At 38.6% G+C, this 4725-nt stretch carries 6 protein-coding genes and 1 pseudogene; 5 read left to right on the top strand and 2 right to left on the bottom strand.

The window, feature by feature from the left end; all coding sequences use genetic code 11:
• Positions 1-90: 90 nt before the first annotated feature.
• Positions 91-213, top strand: a pseudogene (locus AP75_RS14935) (IS91 family transposase); the annotation flags it as partial.
• Between the two features lie 245 nt (positions 214-458).
• On the opposite strand, the gene AP75_RS13430 reads toward AP75_RS14935, so the two are convergent.
• Positions 459-1427, bottom strand: coding sequence for an alpha/beta hydrolase family protein (locus AP75_RS13430; RefSeq protein WP_242589841.1), 969 nt, complete (start codon positions 1425-1427; stop codon positions 459-461).
• A 192-nt stretch (positions 1428-1619) separates the two neighbouring features.
• Entirely contained in the window at positions 1620-2177 is a 558-nt protein-coding gene (locus AP75_RS13425; protein WP_031502200.1) for a thermonuclease family protein, read from the bottom strand.
• Between the two features lie 108 nt (positions 2178-2285).
• Between AP75_RS13425 and AP75_RS13420 the strand changes: the two genes are divergently transcribed.
• From AP75_RS13420 to AP75_RS13405, 4 genes are all read left to right on the top strand, one after another.
• A complete protein-coding gene (locus AP75_RS13420) occupies positions 2286-3014 on the top strand; it encodes a hypothetical protein (protein ID WP_088264965.1) in 729 nt (242 codons plus the stop codon).
• A 154-nt stretch (positions 3015-3168) separates the two neighbouring features.
• On the top strand, positions 3169-3621 hold the full coding sequence (locus AP75_RS13415) for a DUF5675 family protein (RefSeq protein WP_031502196.1): 453 nt from the start codon (positions 3169-3171) through the stop codon (positions 3619-3621).
• Positions 3622-3627: 6 nt separating this feature from the next.
• Positions 3628-3906, top strand: a complete 279-nt coding sequence (locus AP75_RS13410) for a hypothetical protein (RefSeq protein ID WP_221404549.1) — start codon at positions 3628-3630, stop codon at positions 3904-3906.
• The gene (locus AP75_RS13405; RefSeq protein ID WP_034766733.1) at positions 3887-4183 is read left to right on the top strand and encodes a hypothetical protein; all 297 of its coding nucleotides are present in this window, start codon (positions 3887-3889) and stop codon (positions 4181-4183) included. The genes AP75_RS13410 and AP75_RS13405 overlap by 20 nt, the downstream gene beginning before the upstream one ends.
• The last annotated feature ends 542 nt before the right edge of the window (positions 4184-4725 follow it).

Below are 4725 nucleotides of genomic sequence, written 5' to 3'. Positions count from 1 at the left end.
CACAAACTGCTCATCGGCCTGATCTACGGTTGCGGACTGCGCTGTATGGAAGTAAGGAATATCAAGCTTTAGCATTTGGATTTCGACCGGAAGACGCTGTTCAATAAATGCCGGTGCTGCAATCGGGGAAACCTGGTGACCATTGCCGTTTTCGGGCAGCGCGGTCCGCCGCAGGACTTTCTTTTCGTTACCCAACCTTTGTCTGCGAAATAACCTTTGCGGGTAAGGGAAGCTGTGCTCTACAGCCAGTAAAACCCCGCAGAAACCACTTCCAAAGGCTACCCAACGCTACAAAAAAAGCAGTCCTTCTAAAAAACTGCTCTAATATCCTAAATTCTAGAAACGATAACTCCATAAGATTACCAAGTGGGGAGGAAAAGCCACCGGAGCTTCCGTTCAACGGGCTTTCATTTCTTGTCTTGCAGACAAAACGAAAGCTTAGTTATTAGCAGAGGTTGTTATTGTTCCACCCATTTCATAAAATCTTCAAAAACATTCATAAATTCCCAACTCCATTCTTCGTTTTCATTTTGTGGTAGTTTTGCAAAAGAGTGATTATAGTCAGGATATATTTTAAAGGTCAAATTATCTTTTTTATGTCTAATAAACTCAATTGGTATTAATAAACTACTTTCAATTGGAACAGACTCGTCTTTTCCTGCAACCGCTACAAATAAGGGTTTGTTAATTTTTAGTAGATTGTCAATTGAAGGTTCTGTAAACTGAGACCATCTGCGATAAGGATTTCCTAACCATTGTTTCTCTGCATTATTCGGGTCGTTTTCTATATCTTTAATATCTGTGAATAAGCTATCTAAAGATTTATTCGCTTCTGTTTGAGTTATTTTACCACTTTGAACATCTTTTTGAATAAATAAAGCAAAATCATAATATTGGGTATTTGCTCCACCTGCCCAATATCCAATATGTGTTACTTTTTTATTTTTTTGTCCTAATTTCGCAACTACATCAGAACCCTCAGAGTGTCCAATTATTACAACTTTTTTTGGCTTTTTTATCAACTTTTTTGTTAGGTCGTTTATTACGCTTTCTCCTTGCCAAACTCTATAATTCAAAGATTCATTTTTATAAAAAATTTGACTTGGCTTATAAGAATCTTTGTCAGCAGAAAATGGAACGCCTTTTTTTGAGATTAAGACAAAAACGTAATCATTTGGTATTCTTTCTAAATCAAAAGGAACAGAAGTGTTGAGAAAAATAGATTTTTGAATTTTGTTCTTGGACTCACCATTTTCAACCACTTTTATTGTGTCCGTTTTAATGGTCTGCATAAATAGAGGATTTCCTCCTGAACCGTGAAAATAAATCAATATTTTACTTTTTTCCTCAATTCTTCCTTTTGAATAGATATGATAATTTATTGTATCGGACTTTGTTATAATTTTTTTATGTTGGTATTCTTCCATTTTAGGGTCGTACTGACCGAAAGTTAAAAAAGGAAACAAAGTCAATATAGTTAAAATCAATCTCATTTTGTTTACGGTCTTGTGTTACAATCTCTGCTAACACCCAAATACATGTAATTCATTTGAAAGGTGCTTTAAACAGGGCTTTATAGTAGATTTATTGGCGGCTAAGTACAACATAAGTACAACAAATTAAAAATGTTCTATAAAACTGTAAATACCTTTCTTTTGCTTTTGGGCTTGGAAACAAATATACTGAAAATAAGGTAATTGAGCGCAAAAATATGAATTTGCTGCTTTTGCCCATCCGTTTAGTAATATTAGTTCATTCAGACATTCGCCGGACGGCAGAATAACATACGCCAGATCCCTCAGCCAAAAATCTGTGCGGTTCTTTGGTTCGGTGAGCAAGGTAATTCGTGTGCCTGGCGGACATACATTCAAAACATAGTCCAGGGATTGCAGTCCGAGGTTTTGCAGTATGGAGGCAGGCACACCGCTTTTCGCTTCATCCTCGCGCATTTTTCTTGATAAATGAACTTCCGGTGCGTCTAAGCCGTAAAGTCGAATTTCGCGCCTTTGCTGTGTGAATTCCTGTTTCACTTTTAAACTGTCTCCGTCCAAGACTTCTTCCACAATCCAAAATGGTTGGACATGGATGTTTTTAATCTGAAAATATTTTGCGGACGGATTTCCTGTTGTGCTGCCTTCCATTTCGTTAAGGCTTGCTCTAATTGCATTGTATTTCATTGATTTACAGTATTTTATCTATTGTTTTTTCAAAGTTAATAAATGAAATTTGTATCTGTCTAGACAACAGTGTTTTTCTCTCTTTTCTAATTTTTAAAATTTAAAACAATGGCAAGACAAAAAGGCCTTATGAAATACGTCGGAACAATCGGTGACGTTAGGCATTTTAAAATCAAAGGTCAGGAAGGATTTTTCGCCGGTATGGTCGGCGGTCCAACTGCACAGCAGGTGCACTCTGCACCGGAGTTCGAAAGAACACGCGAAAATATGAACGAATTTGGCGGTTGCGCCAAGGTCGGTAAATCGTTAAGAACGGCTCTCTCCGCTCTTATGGGAAAATTTACGGATCCACAGGTAACCGGTCGTTTAACTTCTATCATGAAGAAAATCAATCTGGAGGACGGTACTGAAGCCAGAGGTTACCGAAAAGTTGAAGTGTCCACTCAGAGGAATTATCTGCTTGGATTTGAATTCAACAAAAACCTTTCTATCTCCGGTATTTTTAATGCTCCTTACGACATCGAGCCGGATGCAGGAAGAACTTCTTCAGATTTTATCGTTGCAGCTTTTAATCCTGCTGATCTGGTTACTGCTCCTTCAGGTGCAACTCATTTCAGACTGATTAACGCGATTTCGGTTCTTTCTGATTTTTCTTACAATCCGACCACAGGAACATACGAACCTGATGACATGGTAAACAATGAGCTGACCAACATCGCTTATTCGCCGTACATTCCGTTGGATGTTCCTTATGCAGGTGATACCATTACAGCGACACTTCCGGGTGCTCCTGTTCTGGACAATAAAGTTTCGGTGGTTCAGTGTATCGGAATTTAGTTTTTCCAGGAAGTCAACGGAAACCACTATCCGTTCGCGAGTGGAAACTGTCTCAAAATCGAGGAAGTTTTTTAGGAAAAATTCTTCAAAGGGCTTCCCAAATCGGGAAGCCTTTTTTGTTTCACTTTACTATTTCACAAATACTTATTGCGTTATGAAAACAAAAATCATCAGAGTTGCAGAAGGCAAAAATTCTACACTCTCGCATTTATACATTGACGGTATTTTCCAGTGCTTTCTCCTGGAAGATAAAATCCGGGAAAAGAAAATCATGAAGCAGACCGCCATTCCGGAAGGAATTTTTAACCTTCGTTTGAATACCTGGGGTGGAATGAACAAAACGTATTTCCCAAAATACGGACCGATCCACAAAGGAATGATAGAGATTGCAGATCTTCCAACATTCAGCTCGGTTTACATTCACGTTGGAAATACGATTGAACATACGGCAGGATGTCCGCTTGTCGGACTGTCCTATATCAAAAAAGACGGCGATTATCAGGTTCTGCAGAGCGTGGACGCCTACAAACAGGTTTACAGAAAACTGTATGAAGCCGCTACCGGAAAGGATAATCAGATTGAAATTAAGAATATTTTCCAATTTTAAAATCCTATGACAATACAAACAGAAATCACACTCAATGTTTTGTTTGGCTCGGTTTCTTCCGTTCTTCTGGCGATTGTTGCTTATTTTATACGCCAATTGCACAGCGATTTTAAAAGCATGGAAAAAGATATTACAGAAGTCAAGACCATGGCTTTGCTGATCAAAACAGAGTTCAAAAACAGTTACGACCTTCTCAATCAGAAAGTGGATTTTCTGGAACAGAGGGTTTCCAAATTAGAGTTTAACCAATTAAAAAATCAGGATCATGAAACAGAGAAATCTTAACCTAGTCCGCAGAATACAGGAACCAACGCCAAAATGGTTCAGAATCGTGCGTAATCTTGGACTGGCTTTGTCGGCGGTTGGCGGTGTTCTCGTGGCTGCCCCGGTGGCACTCCCTGCAGCAGTTGTTGCGGTTGGTGGGTATTTGCTTTTGGGCGGAACGATCATTGGCGCGGTATCACAAACGGCAGTCAGTGCCGAAGAATACGGCGACAAAAACAGGAAATCCCGGGAAAATTTCACCGAAAATTCACCTGGTGAGTCAGGCAAACAGTATTAATCAGGTGCTTATCTTCTACGAAAATCATTCAGGCCGGTTCAAAAGACCGGCTTTATTATTTGCTTTCCTCAGTTTGCACTGTTTGTTATAAAGGGGCGAAATATGTATGCTTTATGTTGCGCTTACCAGTTAAATTAGGGTGAATCAAGTACTGACATTTATAGATTTAATAATTTGTTAATATTCACCAACTAGGAAAAAGCAAGTAAAATCACGATATTAGAAGTATTAATTTTAAATTTTTCACAAATGAGTACTTTTGAAACCATCAAGGCAATAAAGCCTGGGCCGAAACCGAAAAAACCGGATGGAACACCGGATCAGCGCAGAAGAGTTACTCCTGCCTCAAAACCTAATCATCCAACACTTAAGCCACATAGGCATAAGCCAAATGATTAAAAAAAGAAAATCCGCAACTAGCGGCAGTCATGGTCGGAAGATTTTTCTTCCGACTTTTTGTATTTAAGATTGTTTGATTTTTTTTGGTTAACTTGTTGATTTTCAATGATTTAATTTGAATTAATGGGTTTTATTCCGTATCT

It is taken from the genome of Kaistella haifensis DSM 19056 (assembly GCF_000735695.2).
GTDB lineage: Bacteria > Bacteroidota > Bacteroidia > Flavobacteriales > Weeksellaceae > Kaistella > Kaistella haifensis.
This window is presented reverse-complemented; position numbering and strand designations above follow the sequence as displayed.